General features: G+C 53.1%; 19 protein-coding genes. 5 read left to right on the top strand and 14 right to left on the bottom strand.

Going from position 1 to position 18,929, the window contains the following annotated elements; genetic code table 11:
* The first annotated feature begins 363 nt into the window (after window positions 1-363).
* Window positions 364-1,056, top strand: a complete 693-nt coding sequence (gene envR, locus ACTJJA_RS12595) for an acrEF/envCD operon transcriptional regulator (protein WP_440668247.1) — start codon at window positions 364-366, stop codon at window positions 1,054-1,056.
* Here the strand turns inward: envR and ACTJJA_RS12590 are convergent.
* From ACTJJA_RS12590 to acuI, 14 genes are all read right to left on the bottom strand, one after another.
* Window positions 999-3,080, bottom strand: coding sequence for a putative bifunctional diguanylate cyclase/phosphodiesterase (locus ACTJJA_RS12590; RefSeq protein ID WP_440668245.1), 2,082 nt, complete (start codon window positions 3,078-3,080; stop codon window positions 999-1,001). The genes envR and ACTJJA_RS12590 overlap by 58 nt on opposite strands.
* Window positions 3,081-3,219: 139 nt before the next feature.
* On the bottom strand, window positions 3,220-3,384 hold the full coding sequence (locus tag ACTJJA_RS12585; RefSeq protein WP_003860373.1) for a DUF2556 family protein: 165 nt from the start codon (window positions 3,382-3,384) through the stop codon (window positions 3,220-3,222).
* Window positions 3,385-3,562: 178 nt separating this feature from the next.
* Entirely contained in the window at window positions 3,563-3,859 is a 297-nt protein-coding gene (gene fis / locus ACTJJA_RS12580; RefSeq protein ID WP_000462905.1) for a DNA-binding transcriptional regulator Fis, read from the bottom strand.
* Between the two features lie 23 nt (window positions 3,860-3,882).
* Window positions 3,883-4,848, bottom strand: a complete 966-nt coding sequence (dusB, locus tag ACTJJA_RS12575) for a tRNA dihydrouridine synthase DusB (RefSeq protein WP_010436190.1) — start codon at window positions 4,846-4,848, stop codon at window positions 3,883-3,885.
* Window positions 4,849-5,178: 330 nt separating this feature from the next.
* Window positions 5,179-5,919 (bottom strand): carbonic anhydrase, encoded by a 741-nt coding sequence (locus tag ACTJJA_RS12570; protein WP_440668242.1) that lies wholly within the window; start codon window positions 5,917-5,919, stop codon window positions 5,179-5,181.
* Window positions 5,920-6,056: 137 nt separating this feature from the next.
* Window positions 6,057-6,938 carry a 50S ribosomal protein L11 methyltransferase gene (prmA, locus tag ACTJJA_RS12565; RefSeq protein ID WP_089598437.1) on the bottom strand — a complete coding sequence of 294 codons (882 nt, stop codon included), beginning with the start codon at window positions 6,936-6,938 and terminating at the stop codon, window positions 6,057-6,059.
* 11 nt (window positions 6,939-6,949) lie between these two features.
* Window positions 6,950-8,401 carry a sodium/pantothenate symporter gene (gene panF / locus ACTJJA_RS12560; RefSeq protein WP_263610480.1) on the bottom strand — a complete coding sequence of 484 codons (1,452 nt, stop codon included), beginning with the start codon at window positions 8,399-8,401 and terminating at the stop codon, window positions 6,950-6,952.
* Window positions 8,391-8,633, bottom strand: coding sequence for a YhdT family protein (locus tag ACTJJA_RS12555; RefSeq protein WP_006178860.1), 243 nt, complete (start codon window positions 8,631-8,633; stop codon window positions 8,391-8,393). The genes panF and ACTJJA_RS12555 overlap by 11 nt, the downstream gene beginning before the upstream one ends.
* Before the next feature lie 108 nt (window positions 8,634-8,741).
* Window positions 8,742-10,091, bottom strand: a complete 1,350-nt coding sequence (gene accC, locus ACTJJA_RS12550; RefSeq protein WP_010436177.1) for an acetyl-CoA carboxylase biotin carboxylase subunit — start codon at window positions 10,089-10,091, stop codon at window positions 8,742-8,744.
* 10 nt (window positions 10,092-10,101) lie between these two features.
* Entirely contained in the window at window positions 10,102-10,563 is a 462-nt protein-coding gene (accB, locus tag ACTJJA_RS12545; protein WP_010436174.1) for an acetyl-CoA carboxylase biotin carboxyl carrier protein, read from the bottom strand.
* Between the two features lie 21 nt (window positions 10,564-10,584).
* Window positions 10,585-11,037, bottom strand: a complete 453-nt coding sequence (gene aroQ / locus ACTJJA_RS12540) for a type II 3-dehydroquinate dehydratase (RefSeq protein WP_108416103.1) — start codon at window positions 11,035-11,037, stop codon at window positions 10,585-10,587.
* Window positions 11,038-11,270: 233 nt separating this feature from the next.
* Entirely contained in the window at window positions 11,271-11,870 is a 600-nt protein-coding gene (msrQ, locus tag ACTJJA_RS12535; RefSeq protein ID WP_440668239.1) for a protein-methionine-sulfoxide reductase heme-binding subunit MsrQ, read from the bottom strand.
* Window positions 11,871-12,872, bottom strand: coding sequence for a protein-methionine-sulfoxide reductase catalytic subunit MsrP (gene msrP / locus ACTJJA_RS12530; RefSeq protein WP_440668237.1), 1,002 nt, complete (start codon window positions 12,870-12,872; stop codon window positions 11,871-11,873). It abuts the gene before it with no gap.
* Between the two features lie 77 nt (window positions 12,873-12,949).
* A complete protein-coding gene (gene acuI, locus ACTJJA_RS12525; protein WP_440668235.1) occupies window positions 12,950-13,924 on the bottom strand; it encodes an acrylyl-CoA reductase (NADPH) in 975 nt (324 codons plus the stop codon).
* A gap of 185 nt (window positions 13,925-14,109) precedes the next feature.
* Here acuI and csrD point away from each other — a divergent pair, with 185 nt between their 5' ends.
* The 4 genes from csrD to mreD all read left to right on the top strand — a co-directional run bounded on the left by csrD (window position 14,110) and on the right by mreD (window position 18,929).
* Entirely contained in the window at window positions 14,110-16,050 is a 1,941-nt protein-coding gene (gene csrD, locus ACTJJA_RS12520; RefSeq protein WP_440668233.1) for an RNase E specificity factor CsrD, read from the top strand.
* A gap of 281 nt (window positions 16,051-16,331) precedes the next feature.
* On the top strand, window positions 16,332-17,375 hold the full coding sequence (mreB, locus tag ACTJJA_RS12515; protein ID WP_000913396.1) for a rod shape-determining protein MreB: 1,044 nt from the start codon (window positions 16,332-16,334) through the stop codon (window positions 17,373-17,375).
* Window positions 17,376-17,436: 61 nt separating this feature from the next.
* Window positions 17,437-18,441, top strand: coding sequence for a rod shape-determining protein MreC (mreC, locus tag ACTJJA_RS12510; RefSeq protein ID WP_010436162.1), 1,005 nt, complete (start codon window positions 17,437-17,439; stop codon window positions 18,439-18,441).
* Entirely contained in the window at window positions 18,441-18,929 is a 489-nt protein-coding gene (gene mreD, locus ACTJJA_RS12505) for a rod shape-determining protein MreD (RefSeq protein ID WP_010436160.1), read from the top strand. Before mreC ends, mreD begins: the two co-directional genes overlap by 1 nt.

Raw genomic sequence — 18,929 nt, 5'->3', positions numbered from 1 at the left:
TAACCGATATTTGCCGTAAATCGGTGACAGGGGCAGGGTACAAATACAAAAATGTAGCTGCATATAATAATGAGGGTATTTAATGTTTTTTAATTTATAAGTGCGAATGAAGAGGGGGGAAGACAAAAATCAGAATCAGACCGGGTCCATTAGACGATATACTTACTCATGAATAATCAAGTAAATGGGATTTAATGGTCTCATTCATATCTGGGATCAATTTAATTACCTCCATTCATTCACCTTAATTATAAATTAAGAGGATTAACTTTTTTTGTGCAAAATTAAAACCGATTTTAGGGAATACTTTGTTACCTGACTCCAAAATTAAGTCTTCAACGTGTGAATAACGAGTAACTGTCTATGGCGCGTAAAAAGAAAGAAGATGCCCAGAAAACCCGGCAATTGCTGATCGAGGCGGCAATCAGTGAGTTTGCTACCCGTGGCGTAGCCAACACGACGCTTACGGACATCGCTGATGCCGCAAAGGTTACGCGCGGCGCAGTATACTGGCATTTTTCCAGTAAAGCCGAAATATTTAATGCCATTTGGGAGCAGCAGATCCCCCTGCGTGAAATTATTCGTGACAGGCTGTCGCTCACCGAAAATGATGATCCTTTGTTAATGCTCCGTGAGCAATTTATCACAGCGTTGCAATATATCGCGCGTGAACCACGGCAGTGTGCGCTTTTACAAATTCTGTATCATAAATGTGAATTTAAAAATGATATGATTTCAGAATGTGAAATTCGTAATCGTATTGGTTTTAACATTGATTATCTGCGCGCGACGCTGGAGAATTGCATTTCACGGAAAGTGATTTCACCGCAGGTTAATGTTGATTTGACGCTGATCGTTCTCCATGGTTTTTTTAGCGGGATAATTAAAAACTGGTTAATGAATAGCGACAGTTTTAATCTTTATCAGCAGGCACCCGCTCTGGTCGACAACATCCTGGGGACACTTCCTGTGATACGCGTGTCGCCGCAGGATGACGTTTATACTTCCGCGCCGGGCAACATCTCCCCATGTTCACAAAGTGCCTCAATGGTTTGAGCACTGACCGGCTTACCTAACAGATAACCCTGGAGTGTGTGACAGCCCAGCTCTGTCAAAAACGTTTGCTGTGCTTCGGTTTCCACACCCTCCGCCACCACTTTTAGATTGAGCGTTTTTGCCAGCGCCACGATGGCTGAGACAATGGTGGCATCTTCACTTTCCCCACTCAATTCCTGCACAAAAGCACGATCAATTTTCAGTTCACTGGCGGGTAGGCGCTTAAGGTATAGCAGGCTTGAATACCCGGTTCCGAAGTCATCAATGGAGGCTTTCACCCCGGCATTGGTCAGTTCTGTCAGTACCCGCACGCTTTCGTCAGGGTTGCTCATCGCTGTGGTTTCGGTCACTTCAAGGATCAGCATTTCCGGAGGGACGTCGTGACGGGTCAGGCAGTCGAGCACCGTTTTTACCAGTGAAGGTTGTTCAAACTGCAGCGTCGACAGGTTCACCGCCATCGACCAGTTACGGTGCCCCTGTAGGTGCCACTCACGCAACTGGCGGCAGGCTTCATTGATAACCCAGTTACCGATGGGAATAATCAGACCCGTTTTTTCTGCCAGCGGCAGGAAGAGTTCGGGCGTCAATAATCCCTGCTTCGGATGTTGCCAGCGTAGTAGTGCTTCAAAACCGAGGAGGGGGCCTGCAGGTGCATGGAATTTAGGCTGATAGAGCAAACGAAGTTCATCGCGATCGATGGCCAGCCACAGATCGTTCATCAACTGCAGATGGGTCTGCGCCAGCGTATTCATGGAGGGCTGGAAAAAATGGTACCCGTTCCGGCCCATATGTTTTGTGTGGTACATCGCCGCATCGGCATTGAACATCAGCTCGCGATCGGTTTTTCCGTCATGCGGGTAAAGCGCGATCCCAATGCTGAGGGTCACAACCAGTTCATAAGGTTCAAGGTTAAACGGGTTATCAATAGCGCGAACCAGCGAATTGGCCAGCGAGGCCGCATCATCCGGGCCTTCACTCTCCGCCAGCAGAACAAATTCATCGCCACCGATACGGGCGAGAGTGAACTGGCCCTTCAGTGGCAGCAATAAACGCTCCGTCACGGCGACCAGGAGTTTATCGCCGACATCATGCCCGTAGGCGTCATTGATGGTTTTAAACCCGTCGAGATCCATGAACATCAGCGCAAAGTGCGTACCCTCGCGATCTGCTTTACTGATAGCCTGATCGAGTCTGTCTTCCAGCAGGATACGGTTGGGCAAACGCGTCAGGGTATCGTGCAGCGCCAGTTGCGCGAGTTCCCGGTTCGCTTCTGCAAGCGACGAGGCCAGAAGGGCGGTACGTGCCTGGAGGCGGGCATCCAGCATCGACACCAGCAGGGTGATCCCAAGAATAGAGAGTGCGACGACGCTGACCAGCACCGCCAGCCAGCTCCCGTTGATACCTTCATGGTGAACCATTGTGGACATCGGAAACTGCGCCGCTTTCATGCCTGCATAGTGCATCCCGGCAATCGCAATTCCCATCGTGATGGCGGCCCCCATGCGCATCAGCACGACCTGCGCGGCTTCGTGACGCAGGCGGAAGGTCAGCCATAATGCCGCGAGTGAAGCGGCAAGCGCAATCGCGACCGAAATGGCCACCCAGACCCTGTCCCAGATAATCCCGGGCATCACTTCCAGCGCCGCCATGCCGGTGTAATGCATGGCAACAATACCGCTTCCCATCACCAGCGCGCCGGGCAACAGTCGGCGCAAACGTAATTGCTCGCAGCTCACGAGCCATAGCGCAAATAGCGACGAACCCACGGCGATAATCATGGATAACACCGTCAGAGTGGCGTTGTAGCTCATGCTCATGGAGAGGTCCATCGCCAGCATGCCGATAAAATGCATGGCCCACACGCCAATACCCATTGCAATACCGCCACCAGCCAGCCAGACGCGGGCAGCGACGCCCTGGCTCCCGGCAACGCGTGCAGCCATGTTCAGAGCGGTATACGCAGCAAGGATGGCAACAACAAAGGAGAGGACTACCAGGATATGATTGTATTGGCTGACCAGCATGGACGGTTCTACTCGAGTGTGAGGTTACGCAAGAGCGGTTGTGAAGGGCGAGACATTATCACCGTAAGGTAATGACTCAAAGGGATTTAAATCCCCGTTTTTACTGTGTGATTATCGTGTTTTTGGCGATGTTCGCAGGCTAGTCGAGCTCAGAGCAATTGACCAGTTTTAGAGGATTCACGGAATTCATATTGCGGCACTTATCGGTTTCGGTGCTCATCAGTTCAATCCACTGCATCAGCAGCGCATCGAAAATGAAAACAGAGACAGCAAAAACAACCAGCCACCAGTATTTACGAATCATTGTGCCATTCCGCAGGAAAGAACCAGTAAGGTGCTGGAAATATACACGAAAAGTCGCGCTTTAAAAGCGGGAGAAGTGAAGGTTTACAAAGCGTTGACGGTTACCAGTATGGGCAATAAAAAAGGCGCTTCCCCATGCCGAAGAGCGCCTTTTTAAACAAGCATTTAACTGATTAGTATCAGTTCATGCCGTATTTTTTCAATTTCTTACGCAGAGTACCACGGTTGATACCCATCATCAGCGCAGCGCGGGTCTGGTTACCGCGGGTGTATTGCATCACCATGTCCAACAGTGGCTGTTCAACTTCAGCCAGTACCAGCTCATACAGGTCATTAACATCCTGACCGTTCAGTTGAGCAAAATAGTTCTTCAGTGCCTGTTTAACCGAGTCACGCAGGGGCTTTTGAGTTACCTGGTCCTGGGAGTTAACGGTAGATACGGTCAGTACGTCAGAATTTACGCGTTGTTCGAACATAGTTCTGTCAGCTCTTTATTTCATTACGCAAGATTTTCGAAGTATGCCTCCAACGCCTCCAGCTGTACGCTGGCATCCTCTATGGCGTTGAATGTGCGCCGAAACTGGTCATTTGGAGCGTGCTCCTGGAGATACCAGGAGACGTGTTTACGCGCAATTCGGTACCCTTTTGCCTGACCGTAGTGGTCATGCAATTCCCGAACATGCGAACAAAGCAAGCGCTTGACCTCTGCCAGTGGCAGCGGAGCAAGCAGCTCCCCAGTGTCCAGATAATGCTGGATTTCCCGAAAGATCCAGGGTCTTCCCTGAGCGGCACGTCCTATCATCAGAGCATCAGCTCCCGTATAGTCGAGCACAGCTCTGGCTTTAAGCGGGTCAGTAATGTCACCATTCGCGATAATCGGAATGGAAACTTTCTGCTTAACTGCCCGAATGCTGTCGTATTCAGCTTCACCGTTGAACAAACAGGCGCGAGTGCGTCCATGAATGGTCAGGGCCTGAATGCCACAGTCTTCGGCCAGTTGGGCAATCTCTACACAGTTACGGTGTTCCGGCGACCAACCCGTGCGAATCTTTAACGTAACAGGAACGTCCACTGCGCTGACAACCGCCGTCAGGATTGACTTCACCTGGTCGGGGTATTGCAGAAGGGCTGAACCTGCAAGCTTGCGATTCACTTTCTTGGCCGGGCAACCCATATTGATATCAATAATTTGGGCACCACTTTCCACGTTGATACGCGCGGCGTCTGCCATCTCTTCAGGCACGCTTCCGGCAATTTGCACGGTGCGAATACCTGGCTCATCCACATGCACCATCCGCAAACGTGACTTATCGCTTTCCCACACCTGTGGGTTAGACGACATCATCTCGGAAACGGTTAATCCTGCTCCCATCTCGTAGCACAACGTCCTGAACGGCCGGTCGGTAATACCTGCCATTGGCGCTGCGATCAGGCGATTTCTGAGCTGGTGGTGTCCGATGCGCATGAGTTAAGAAATGACCATACTGTGACTGCAAGGCGGCGTATATTACGCATTTTTTGCACGAGATGAAAGGCCAAACTTTGAACAATCCACTGCTGTAGATCAAGGAATCGCCGCTAAGACTATTCGGTGAAAATTATTCACCATTTAAATCATTGTGTTATGCATTAATGGTTATTTTATGGGCGCTTACAATTTCCCGTAACTTCTCATCATTTCTGAATAAATGAATCACTTCAGCGGGATAATCTGCTGTTTTTAACAGCAGATTATCCCGCTTCTTTGCGATCTGCGTCGCATTTTAGAACATCATCTCAGCGCAAAAAATGCACATTATTCAACGACGACGCGGCCATGAAGTGACTGTACCGGACGGTTATTATCGTGATGCATCGTGTGGGTGAATTTACCCAACTGTTCTGCTGAGACGGTCAGCGGATGCTTGAGCACAATCCAGGTGACGCCCTCGGAGCACGGTGGGGTGGTGAGTGACCCGCTAAAGCGCCAGTACGTCTTATCCTTTGGCAGCAGCTGGTTCATGTCGAGGTTTGGCTTGATGCTGACATTCTGGTCAACCTGGCCCGGCATCACGCCCCAGAGTTTATCCAGCTCAGCGTTAGCGGCACCTTGATTAAACATCACGGCAACCACCACCAGTTCACCCTTCTCGTTCTTATGCACCAGATGCATTTCCATTGCGAACGACTTACCGTGCACCGTGTTTTCACTCGGCGCGTGGAAGTGGAACTGCTGTAAGGTCCAGGTTTGGTTATCGAGGGTAATGCTGTCGCGGGTGTCCGCCTTTTCAGCGGCCTGAATAGTATGTCCGTTGTTTGTCAGCGTAACGGGGCCGTCAATATAGTGTGTATCCAGGGGGGATAGGTGTGCTTTCTCGGTGGAATCGATGTTAATGGGAGACTGGTTCATCCCGCTTTTACAGGTCTTGTACGCCTCGTCCAGCTCGCCCCAGTGCTCCGGTGCGCCTTCACCTTGATAACTCCAGTGTGATGCAATAGCGGAAGCCGAGACCATGCTCAGCGCCAGCAGTGCTGCCTTGCCATAAACGTGTTTCATTACATTCTTCCTGTGAATTTTATTATTCAAATCAAAAATAAAACTTATGATTTGTGGGGTTATTTTAGCGGAGACAGGTGAAAGGCGGGAGAAATATCAGAGGAAAAGAGGCGTGGTCAGAGGACCACGCCAAAGGCTTATTTTTTACGACCGGTAATGCGGCACCACTCTTCTTTCTCAACCACCGGGTCGAGCGCGAAGAGATCGGCATAGGCTTCACAGACGCTGTCAGCCTGGCTTGCCAGAATACCAGAAAGCCCCAGCAGACCGCCCTCAACGGGCAGCACGCTGATTAATGGTGCCAGTTCACGTAATGGGCCAGCCAGGATGTTTGCCACTACCACGTCGGCTTTCATGGCCTCAGGTTGAGCATCAGGCAGATACAGCTCCAGACGGTCGGAAACGCCGTTACGCTCGGCATTATCGCGGCTGGCCTGAATCGCCTGCGGATCGATATCGATCCCGATGGCTTTTGCCGCGCCCAGTTTCAGGGCTGCAATCGCAAGGATCCCGGAACCGCAGCCGAAGTCGATCACCGTCTTGCCTTCCAGATCCAGTCCGTCCAGCCACTGCAAACAGAGTGAAGTTGTTGGATGGGTGCCAGTTCCAAACGCCAGACCCGGATCGAGCATCACGTTGACCGCATTCGCGTCCGGTACGTCGCGCCAGCTTGGGCAAATCCATAGACGCTTGCCGAACTGCATCGGGTGGAAGTTATCCATCCACTCGCGTTCCCAGTCTTTGTCTTCCAGCTGTTCGATTTTATGCACAAAGCCTGCGCCCAGCAGCGGATGGTTTTCCAGAAGGGCAACCACCTCTTTCATATCGGTTTCCGCATCGAACAGGCCGATAACGTCGGTATCACCCCACAGGCGGGTTTCGCCCGGCAGCGGCTCAAAGACCGGCGTGTCATGCGTGTCCTGGAAGGTGATTGAGACCGAACCGGCCTCCATCAGCGCATCGCTCAGTTCCTCGGCGTTAGCGCCGGTTGTGTTCAGTTTTAGTTGGATCCACGGCATGGCAAAACTCTTTATTTATCAGTAGAAATCATAGCGGGTTGTGGAACGGGCTGACCGAAACGGTTTCCCACCACAAACGCCAGTAAACTTAGCAGTAACGAAGGCACAATCGGATGGAAGCCCAGATACTGAATTTTAAATGTTGCGAGCACGGCGTAAAGCACGCCGCCGACAATCATGGCGCTCAGCGCGCCTGCAGCATTCGCGCGCTCCCAGTAGAGTCCCAATACCAGCGGCCACAGGAAAACGGCTTCAAGGCCGCCAAACGCGAGCAGGTTCAGCCAGATGATCATCTCTGGTGGGCGCCAGGCAGCTAACAGCAGCAATGCCCCTAACACCAGCGTAATAACGGCCGACATGCGCTTCAGGCGTCGCTCATTTTCGACCTGCTCCGGGCGCAGGTTCAGATAAAGATCTTTAATGATCGTAGCGGAACTTTGCAGCAGCTGAGCGTTGATTGTCGACATGATGGCGGCCATCGGTGCGGCAAGGAAAATCCCGGCAGCGAACGGCGGAAGCACTTTGACCATCAGCGTTGGGATCACCAGATCCGGCACGGTGAGATCGGGGATCACCGCGCGCCCTAATGCGCCCGCCAGGTGCATACCAAACATCAGGATCGCGACAACGATAGTGCCGATAATGATACCTCGGTGCACGGCTTTGCTGTCTTTATAAGAGATACAGCGCACAGCCGTATGCGGCAGACCGATAACCCCAAAGCACACTAATACCCAGAACGAGGTCATAAATGTTGGAGAAAGGATGTCATCGGCGCCCTGCGGCGAAACCAGTTTTGGATCGATCGCCTCGAGCGTTTCAACCGCATGGCTCAGGCCGCCCGCGGCGTGGACGATGCCGACCAGCAGGACGATAGTGCCGATAAGCATAACCATGCCCTGCATCGTGTCGTTCAGCACGCTGGCGCGGAATCCACCAAACGCGGTATACAGCGCAATGCTTACCCCGAAGATGATCAGACCTGTCTCGTAGGGGATCCCGGCAGCCGTTTCCAGCAGGCGTGCCCCACCGATAAACTGTACCGTCATCGCGCCAATAAAGGCCACCAGCAGGCTTAAGCTGGCCAGCCACACCAGTAAACGGCTCTGGTAGCGAGCAAACAGCATATCGTTGAGCGTCACGGCATTGTAACGGCGCGCCAGAATGGCAAATTTTTTGCCCAGTATGCCGAGCGAGAGCCAGACGGCAGGAAGCTGGATCATTGCCAGCAGTACCCAGCCTAACCCGTATTTGTAGGCGGCACCGGGTCCACCGATAAATGAACTGGCGCTGATGTAGGTCGCGGTCAGCGTCATGGCCAGCACGACGCCGCCCATCGAGCGGCTACCGAGGAAATACTCGTTCAGGAAGCTACCTGTCGTGCGTTTCCGCATGGCGTAAACGGACAAACCAAACACCACTAACAAGTACGCGATAAGCGGCAGAATGACTTCAAGCTGCATCATCGTCCTCCAGCGGAATATCACGATAAATGAATTTCACCATTGCCCAGCAGAGCAGGATAAAGACCAGCGGTACCAGCAGGCAGGCCATTTCAAACCAGTGTGGCAGGCCGGTGATGCCAATAGCAGAGTCAGGTAAGTAAGCGGTTACCAACCAGGCGGCAAGATAGAGAAGGGTCAGCCACAGCGCCCAGCGCGCTTCTTTATGGGCCTGAACAAAACGCTTGTCCATTTTATGTCCCTTGTGGATGAAGAAAGCGGGGATTGTACATGATGGGGCCTGGCGATCCCCAGAAATAAAAAAGGCCGGATAATCCGGCCTTTTCGCGTTGCTGCAGTCTTACTTCTCGTGCAGACCGAGTTTCTTCTCAAGATAGTGGATGTTAGTCCCACCATTCTGGAAGTGCTCGTCGCTCATGATGCGCATCTGCAGATCGACGTTGGTTTTGATACCGTCGATGATCAGCTCCTGCAGGGCGTTCTTCATGCGGGCAATCGCCACGTCACGGTTTTCGCCGTAGCAGATAAGCTTACCGATCATTGAGTCATAGTACGGCGGTACGGTGTAACCGGCGTAGATATGAGACTCCCAACGCACACCAAAGCCACCCGGCGCGTGGAAACGCGTGATTTTACCCGGGCTTGGCAGGAAGGTATTCGGGTCTTCGGCGTTGATACGGCATTCCACCGCATGGCCTTTCACCACAACTTCTTCCTGTTTGATGGACAGAGGCTGACCGGCTGCGATACGCAGCTGTTCTTTGATCAGGTCAACGCCGGTGATCATTTCTGTCACAGGGTGTTCAACCTGAATACGGGTGTTCATTTCGATGAAATAGAACTCGCCGTTTTCGAACAGGAACTCAAAGGTACCTGCACCGCGATAGCCGATATCGACACACGCTTTGGAGCAACGCTCGCCGATGTAGCGACGCAGTTCCGGGGTAATGCCCGGTGCTGGCGCTTCTTCGACCACTTTCTGGTGACGACGCTGCATGGAGCAGTCACGTTCTGCCAGATAGATGGCGTTACCCTGACCGTCAGCCAGCACCTGAATTTCGATGTGGCGTGGATTTTCCAGGTATTTTTCCATGTACACCATGTCATTGCTGAAAGCGGCTTTCGCTTCTGCTTTGGTCATGGAGATGGACTGAGCCAGTTCAGCATCGCTGCGCACAACGCGCATACCGCGACCGCCGCCGCCGCCGGACGCCTTGATGATAACCGGATAGCCAATGCGTTTAGCATGAGCACGGTTAGCATCCATGTCGTCGGTCAGAGGGCCGTCAGAGCCGGGTACGGTTGGAACACCGGCTTTTTTCATGGCGGTGATTGCAGACACTTTGTCGCCCATCAGGCGAATGGTGTCGGCTTTCGGGCCGATGAAAATAAAGCCAGAGCGTTCAACCTGCTCAGCAAAGTTGGCGTTCTCAGAGAGGAAGCCGTAACCCGGATGAATTGCCACCGCGCCGGTGATTTCAGCGGCGCTGATGATAGCCGGGATGTTCAGATAGCTTTTTACGGACGGAGCCGGGCCAATACAGACCGTCTCATCCGCCAGCAATACGTGTTTTAAATCGCGATCCGCGCTTGAGTGCACGGCCACGGTCTTGATGCCCAGTTCTTTACAGGCACGAAGAATACGCAGTGCAATCTCGCCACGGTTGGCGATAACAATTTTATCCAGCATGTTCGCCTCGTTACTCGATGACGACCAGCGGCTCGTCAAATTCTACCGGCTGACCACTTTCGACCAGAATCGCTTTCACAGTACCTGACTTGTCAGCTTCGATCTGGTTCATCATTTTCATCGCTTCAACGATGCACAGGGTATCGCCTACGTTGACTTTCTGACCCACTTCGATGAACGCCTTCGCGTCCGGGCTCGGGGTGCGGTAGAAAGTACCAACCATTGGGGAACGTACGATGTGACCACTGATTTCTGCAGCTGCTGCAGGTGCGGCTTCTGCGGCTGGCGCAACGGCTGCGGAAAGCGCAGGCTGCTGCACTGGCGCAGCATAAGCTTGCTGCATTACCGGGAAGCTAGCGGCTGGGGCTGCACGGCTGATGCGTACAGACTCTTCGCCTTCAGAAATTTCCAGTTCGGAGATGCCTGATTCTTCAACCAGCTCGATCAGTTTTTTAATCTTACGAATATCCATGAGTGGGTTCCGTACTCTTGTTTAGTTTGATTGTGACAAGCGTTTTACCGCTGTCTGTAAAGCGTATGAATAACCGTCTGCACCCAGACCACAGATCACGCCAGCAGCGATATCTGACAGATAGGAATGGTGGCGGAACGGCTCTCGGGCGTGCACGTTACTCAGGTGGATCTCGATAAACGGGATACTCACCGCGAGCAGTGCGTCGCGAATAGCTACACTGGTGTGCGTAAACGCGGCCGGATTGATCAGGATATAGTCCACATTGTCTTTAGCCTGATGAATACGGTCGATGATTGCGTACTCCGCATTTGACTGAAAATGGTCCAAATCGACATTCAACGAAGCTGCTTCCGTCATCAGACGGTTAACAATTTCACTCAATGTTAGCGTGCCGTACTTCTCTGGCTCACGGGTGCCGAGCATGTTCAGGTTCGGTCCGTTCAAAACTAAGATCTGGAATTTATCCGCCATTGTGCCGCTATCTCCTGCGAATTTCCGGTAAAAAACAAAATATACCTTCAATGCGCGATTGTCACCTAATCAGAGTCTGAAAACTCCATCAGGAAAACCAAAGTCGCACATTATAACGATTTCGTAGCATTTGGCAGCTAAATACTGGTCTTATCAGGGAAGATTATCAACCGCTATCGGAAAAAGATTCACGGTCGATAAGTAATCTGCGGGAAAACGCACAGTTTCGCGAACTATCGCAACCACTGGCGGAACTTCTTGTAACGCCACGCTAAAAGCGCCAGTGCCAGCAGGGCATAGATGACCGGCTGCGGTGATAAAATCTTCACTGACCACAGGTAGTGGATGGGGGCGAGGATCGCAACAAGATAGACGAAGTTATGCAGGAGTTGCCAGCGCCTGCCCAGTTTTCGCTGGGCATATTGCGTGGAGGTCAGCGCTAATGCCAGCAACACCAGCCAGCTGAGGATACCCAGCGTCAAATACGGGCGCGTAACCAGTTCGCGGCCTAACAGTGACAGATTATTAATGCCCAACTCCAGAAGCGCGTAGCTGGTGAGGTGCAGCGTCGCCCAGGCAAAACACCATAACCCCAGCAGCCGACGGGTGCGTATCAAAAGTGGCTGTTTAGCGTAGCGTGCCAGCGGCGATATCAGCAAGGTTGCCAGTAAAAATTTCAGAGCCATCCTACCGGTAAAATGCTGAATATCTTTCGCTGGATCGGCGCTGAATGCGCCGTGACTGACCGCCCAGAACAGCCAGATAAAAGGAAGCAGCCCGGCCAGGTGCAATAACACTTTGAGCCAGGTTATATGCTTAACGGTTAAACGCACTCAGAAGTTCTCCCGTAAATTCAGCCCGCGATAGAGCGATGCCACTTCATCCGCGTAGCCGTTAAACAGCAACGTAGGCTGACGCTTCACATCCAGTGCGCCTCCGGAGCCGATAAACCGCTCGGTGGCTTGCGACCAGCGCGGATGGTCAACGTGGGGGTTCACGTTAGCAAAAAAACCGTACTCGCCGGGGGCCGCCAGGTTCCAGGTGGTTGGCGGACGTTCGCGGGTAAGCTTAATGCTGACGATAGATTTAATCCCCTTAAAACCGTATTTCCACGGTACGGTCAGGCGAACAGGTGCGCCGTTTTGCGGCGGAAGCGCTTTGCCGTAAACCCCAACGGTCAGCAGGGTGAGCGGATGCATGGCTTCGTCGAGGCGTAACCCCTCCACATAAGGATACTCAAGCCCGCCGCCGATGAACCGATCCTTCTGGCCCGGCATCTCGTCCGGGGCGTAGCGCGTCTGGAAGGAGACATATTTTGCATTGCTGGTGGGTTCAACCAGCGCCAGCAGCTTGTGCAGCGGGAAGCCGACCCAGGGCACCACCATCGACCAGGCCTCCACGCAGCGCATGCGATAGATACGTTCTTCGAGCGGAAAACGTGTGGTGAGGTCGTGATGATCCAGCGTGAGGGGCTTTGCTACCTCACCGTCGATTTTCAGGGTCCACGGATCGGTTTTCATGCTGCCTGCATTGGCGGCAGGATCGGCCTTATCCAGACCAAATTCGTAGAAGTTGTTATAGCCGGTAACTTTATCTTCCGGCGTGAGCGTCAGTTTGTTTTGCCATTCAGCCGGTTTCGTAAAGGTGAGCGGGGCACCGGAAGGGGCTTTCGGACGATCGTTGCCTTTAAACCAGTCGAGCAGATCGGCATGAGCCGCAGGAGTCAGGGTCAGCGCAGTGGCGCTGACGCCAAGCATTTTCAGGATCTGGCGGCGCTGTAACATAAAGACAGATTCTGACGTTACGTCGGCTTCCGTCAGTTTTCGGTTTTTCATGGCATCCTCCGTCATGCGTTTTTCTAAGCATGACGGAGGAGAAGCGTTAGCGCGAATATGTCACGAAAAATTGAAGATTAGGCAATTTTCACCAGCGCACGACCGTGGAACTGGTTGTCCATGATTTTACTGGCATATTCAGGTGCCTGGCTGAGCGTAATCTCGGTGGCGCTCTGGGTATAGAATGATTCAGGGAGGTCGCGTGCCAGACGTTCCCAGGCTTCCGCACGACGGGCAGACGGAGTCATCACGGAATCCACACCCTGCAGGCGAACGTTACGCAGAATGAATGGCATCACGGTGGTTGGCAGGGCAAAACCGCCCGCCAGGCCACAGGCCGCCACGCAGCCGCCGTAGTTCATCTGCGCCAGCACTTTCGCCAGGACGTTGTCACCGACGGTATCCACTGCTCCCGCCCAGATCTGTTTTTCCAGCGGGCGAGTTTCGGCAAACTCTTCGCGGCCCAGAATTCGGTTGGCACCGAGTTGACGCAGATAGTCATGGGTGCTTTCGCGGCCAGACACAGCAGCAACCTGATACCCCAACTTGTGCAGCAGCGTCACCGCCGTGCTACCCACGCCACCGCTGGCACCGGTCACGACAATCTCACCGGACTCTGGACGAATACCGGCATCTTCCAGCGCCATCACGCACAGCATGGCGGTAAACCCTGCGGTACCGATGATCATCGCTTTACGACCATCCAGACCGTTTGGCAGCGGTACCAGCCAGTCACCTTTCACGCGGGCTTGTGAAGCCAGCCCGCCCCAGTGATTTTCTCCCACGCCCCAGCCCGTGAGCAGTACTTGCTGACCCGCATGGAAGCGAGGATCTTCGCTGGTATGCACGCGGCCCGCAAAATCGATCCCTGGCACCATCGGGAAATTTCGGATGATTTTACCCTTACCGGTAATTGCCAGTGCATCTTTGTAATTTAAGCTGGACCAGTCGATATCGACGGTTACTTCGCCTTCGGGCAGTCGACTCTCTTCAATGGCTTGCACCGAGGCAAGCGTTTTGCCGTCCTGCTGTTCTAAGATCAAAGCCTGCATACAGGGTCCCCATTACGATTAAGATGATTGGAAAATAACGTCTGAAGACTATACTCGCTCAGTGCAATGCCATGCCGATTTAACGCAATAAATTGCCAGATACACCCGATTTGGTAGTATGCCGCATCTCAAATGCAAGTTAGCGCTTACTCGCTACCCCATCAACCCACGGAGTAATCTCAAGGATGCGATTAACGACGAAGTTCTCGGCTTTTATCACCCTGCTAACGGGGTTAACGATTTTTGTCACCCTGATTGGCTGCTCCTTAAGTTTTTATAATGCCATCCAGGACAAGCTGGTTAATCGGGTAGAGTCGGTTGCATCGGTTATTGATACGCGTTTGATTACAACTTCACTCCCGGCACTGTCGCCAGAGCTGGATGAGCTGATGGTGCCTGTTGATATTGTTCGGGTCGATATCGTCCAGGGAAAGCAGACAGTGTTCAGTCACACCCGGCGGGGGAGCTACCGTCCAGCCGGTACGGTCAGTCAGTATCGGGTCGTCACGGTCGATTCGCTTAAACATCCGGGTATGACCATTCGCATGGTCTATCAGGATCCGATGGCCAACTATTTCCACTCGTTGATGACCACCGCGCCTCTCACCATTGCTGTTGCTTTTATCGTGCTGCTTATTTTTCTGGCGGTTCGTTGGTTGCGCCGTCAGCTTGCCGGACAAGAATTGCTTGAAACACGCTCCGTAAGGATCCTGAACGGTGAGCGTGGCCCGCAGGTGCGGGGTTCGGTCTATGAATGGCCGACGCGCACCAGTAGCGCACTGGATGTGTTGCTCTCAGAAATCCAGTTCGCCAGCGATCAGCGTAGCCGCATGGACACGCTAATCCGCTCTTACGCGGCACAGGATAATAAAACCGGTCTGAATAACCGTCTCTTTTTTGATAATCAGCTGGCGACGTTGTTGGATGACTCCGAAAAGGTGGGTACCCACGGCGTAGTCATGATGGTCCGCTTGCCTGATTTCGATCTGCTGCGCGACACCTGGGGACAGCGTGTGGCGGAAGAGAACCTCTTTACGCTGATCAATCTCCTGTCTACTTTTATCATGCGCTACCCGGGGGCGCTGCTGGCACGTTATCACCGGAGCGACTTTGCCGTGTTATTGCCGCACCGCACGTTGAAAGAGGCGGAAAGTATCGCCAGCCAGCTACTGAAAGCCGTCGATGCGCTGCCGCAAAGCAAAATGCTCGACAGAGACGATATGGTACATATGGGGATCTGTGCCTGGCGCGGTGGGCAATCGACTGAGCAGGTGATGGAGCATGCGGAAGCCGCTACCCGCAACGCCGTATTGCAGGGCGCAAACGGATGGGCGGTTTACGACGATTCGCTGCCGGAAAAAGGACGCGGAAACGTGCGCTGGCGTACTTTGATTGAGCAAATGCTCAGTCGTGGCGGGCCACGGATCTATCAAAAACCGGCGGTCCTGAAAAATGGACATGTGCACCACCGCGAGTTGATGTGCCGTATTTTTGACGGCTCGGAAGAGGTTATTTCTGCTGAATACCTGCCGATGGTGCTGCAATTTGGATTATCTGAAGAGTATGACCGCCAGCAGATAACCCGGTTGATTCCGTTTTTATCGTTTTGGCCGGAAGAAAACCTGGCATTACAGGTTACCGTAGAGTCGTTAATACGCCCGCGTTTTCAACGCTGGCTGCGCGATACTTTAATGCAATGCGAAAAATCGCAACGCAAACGCATTATTTTTGAACTTGCTGAGGCGGATGTAGGTCAACACATCAGCCGGTTGCGTCCGGTGGTGCGTTTGATCAATGCGTTGGGTGCGCGAGTAGCGGTCACGCAGGCCGGTTTAACGCTGGTCAGCACCCATTGGATCAAGGAGCTGGATGTTGAGTTATTAAAGTTACATCCAGGTCTGGTAAGGAATATCGAAAAGCGCACGGAAAACCAGCTGCTGGTACAGAGTCTGGTGGAAGCATGCAAAGGAACGCAAACACAAGTATTTGCCGCAGGCGTGCGTTCGCGAAGTGAATGGCAGATGTTGACAGAGCGCGGTGTAACAGGAGGTCAGGGGGATTTTTTTGCCGCCTCTCAGCCGCTTGACACCAATGTGAAAAAATATTTGCAAAGATACTCTGTTTGACCTGCCGTTTAATTTGTTTTCACGTAGAATATCGCGCCTGTAGCTTTGAGTATGACGAGCAAAACGCCAGTGAACGACCTTTAACGGGTTACAAATGAACATGAGGGACGCTGCTGTTTACTCAGCCCTGAGGGAATCCGGGGATGCATTTGTAACAAAGGAAACGTACTGCACAAATTTTCACCGCTGCAGATGATTTTTGCGCCTTGTCGCTGCTGCGTGTGGTTGGTAAAGTAAGCGGATTTTGTTTTCCGCCCCAGCTTTCAGGATTATCCCTTAGTATGTTGAAAAAATTTCGTGGCATGTTTTCCAATGACCTGTCCATTGACCTGGGTACCGCGAATACCCTTATTTATGTAAAAGGACAAGGCATCGTATTGAATGAGCCTTCTGTTGTGGCCATTCGTCAGGATCGTGCTGGCTCGCCAAAAAGCGTGGCCGCAGTGGGTCATGACGCGAAGCAGATGCTGGGTCGTACCCCTGGCAACATTGCCGCAATCCGCCCAATGAAAGACGGCGTTATCGCTGACTTCTTCGTGACTGAAAAAATGCTTCAGCACTTCATTAAGCAGGTTCACAGCAATAGCTTCATGCGTCCAAGCCCGCGTGTGCTGGTGTGTGTGCCCGTTGGCGCGACTCAGGTTGAACGTCGCGCAATCCGTGAATCCGCACAGGGTGCCGGTGCACGTGAAGTGTTCCTGATTGAAGAACCAATGGCTGCGGCAATCGGTGCGGGTCTGCCTGTTTCCGAAGCGACCGGTTCTATGGTGGTGGATATCGGTGGTGGTACCACTGAAGTGGCCGTTATCTCCCTGAACGGCGTGGTGTACTCCTCTTCCGTGCGTATCGGTGGTGACCGTTTCGACGAAGCCATCATTAATTACGTGCGCCGTAACTACGGCTCTCTGATTGGTGAAGCCACCGCAGAGCGTATTAAGCACGAAATCGGTTCTGCTTACCCAGGCGATGAAGTTCGCGAAATCGAAGTTCGCGGTCGTAACCTGGCTGAAGGCGTTCCACGCGGCTTTACCCTGAACTCCAACGAAATCCTGGAAGCGTTGCAAGAGCCGCTGACCGGTATTGTGAGCGCGGTAATGGTTGCGCTGGAACAGTGCCCGCCAGAGCTGGCGTCCGATATCTCCGAGCGCGGTATGGTTCTGACCGGTGGTGGTGCGCTGCTGCGTAACCTCGACCGCCTGTTAATGGAAGAGACAGGAATTCCTGTCGTAGTTGCAGAAGATCCACTGACTTGCGTAGCCCGTGGTGGTGGCAAGGCGCTGGAAATGATCGACATGCACGGCGGCGACTTGTTCAGCGAAGAGTAGTCATTGTGAAAGGGTAGCGCATTGCTACCCTTTCTCTCTGACGCGAGAATACGCATAGCCTATGAAGCCAATTTTTAGCCGTGGCCCATCGCTACAGTTTCGCCTAATCCTGGCGGTTCTGGTTGCGCTTGGGGTCATTATTGCCGATAGCCGCCTCGGTACGTTCAGCCAGATCAGAACGTACATGGATACCGCCGTCAGTCCTTTCTACTTTGTATCAAATGGTCCCCGTGAACTGCTCGACTCCGTTTCTCAAACGCTGTCTTCACGCGACCAACTCGAACTCGAAAACCGGGCATTACGTCAGGAACTGCTGCTGAAAAACAGCGAACTGCTGATGCTGGGACAGTACAAGCAGGAAAACGCGCGTCTGCGCGAGCTGCTTGGCTCGCCGCTGCGTCAGGATGAGCAGAAAATGGTCACGCAGGTGATCTCTACCGTCAACGATCCTTACAGCGATCAGGTGGTGATCGACAAAGGCAGCGTCAACGGTGTTTATGAAGGCCAGCCTGTTATCAGTGATAAAGGCGTTGTGGGTCAGGTCGTGGCGGTTGCCAAACTGACCAGCCGCGTGCTGCTGATTTGTGATGCCACCCATGCGCTGCCGATTCAGGTTCTGCGTAACGACATTCGCGTGATTGCGGCCGGTAACGGCTGTACGGACGATCTGCAACTCGAACATCTGCCTGCCAACACGGACATCCGTGTGGGTGACGTGCTGGTGACGTCAGGTCTGGGCGGACGCTTCCCTGAAGGCTATCCCGTTGCGGTTGTCTCTTCCGTGAAGCTGGATACGCAACGTGCATATACCGTCATCCAGGCGCGTCCAACCGCCGGTTTACAGCGTCTGCGCTACCTGCTGCTGCTGTGGGGTGCCGATCGTAACGGCGCCAATCCGATGACGCCTGAAGATGTGCATCGCGTGGCAAATGAACGTCTGATGCAGATGATGCCTCAGGTTCTCCCTGCGCCAGACGCGATGGGGCCGCCTGCGCCTGTACCGGCTCCTGCTACGGGATTAACGCAGCCGCCACCGCCACCTCAAGTGTCGGGTGGAGGGCAGTAGTGGCAAGTTATCGTAGCCAGGGACGCTGGGTTATCTGGCTCTCATTTCTTATCGCATTGTTGCTGCAAATCATGCCCTGGCCGGACGACATCCTCGTTTTCCGGCCAAACTGGGTATTGCTCATTTTGCTCTACTGGATCCTCGCCCTGCCGCACCGCGTAAATGTGGGCACAGGTTTTGTGATGGGTGCCATACTGGATCTCATTAGCGGCTCTACGCTTGGCGTACGCGCGTTATCCATGAGCATAATTGCGTACCTCGTCGCACTCAAATTCCAGCTCTTTCGTAACCTCGCGCTCTGGCAACAGGCGCTGGTGGTGATGTTGTTGTCACTTGCTGCGGATATCGTTGTTTTCTGGGCAGAGTTTTTAGTGATCAACGTCTCTTTCCGACCGGAAGTGTTCTGGAGTAGTGTAGTAAACGGTGTGCTCTGGCCATGGCTGTTCCTGCTGATGCGTAAAATTCGCCAGCAGTTTGCCGTGCAGTAA

This window comes from Enterobacter sp. 22452, assembly GCF_052045065.1.
Lineage (GTDB): Bacteria > Pseudomonadota > Gammaproteobacteria > Enterobacterales > Enterobacteriaceae > Enterobacter > Enterobacter mori.
This window is presented reverse-complemented; position numbering and strand designations above follow the sequence as displayed.